General features: G+C 60.6%; 1 protein-coding gene. It reads right to left on the minus strand.

The window, feature by feature from the left end; genetic code table 11:
* Nucleotides 1-322 (minus strand): sugar phosphate nucleotidyltransferase (locus A3722_RS16010; protein WP_269084701.1); only part of this gene is annotated, 322 nt, incomplete at both ends.

The following is a 322-nucleotide window of genomic DNA, read 5'->3' on the forward strand; positions in this document are numbered from 1 at the left end:
AACGGCACAGCCATGACTTGGTCGGCTTTTTCCATGATCTCATAGTCGAAAGAGATCGCCCGGCACTTGTCATAGGCCGCCCCCAGACGGGTGAACCCCAAATCGCCATGGCGGGTGTCCACGGCCTCTTGGCACAGCGGAATCAGGTCGGGGGCATGTTGTTCATAGGCGGCGAGAATATCGCGCACGCGGAACATGAAAATCCCCGCATTCCAAAGGTAGGTCCCGGCCGCCAGCATCTCTTCGGCCCGGGCGAGATTGGGCTTTTCGTGAAAACTGCTCAGCCGCAAGGCCGTCGCGGTCTTGGGGGCCTCGGAAAGGC

The sequence above is a fragment of the Sulfitobacter sp. HI0027 genome (genome assembly GCF_001634775.1).
Classification (GTDB): Bacteria; Pseudomonadota; Alphaproteobacteria; order Rhodobacterales; family Rhodobacteraceae; genus Sulfitobacter.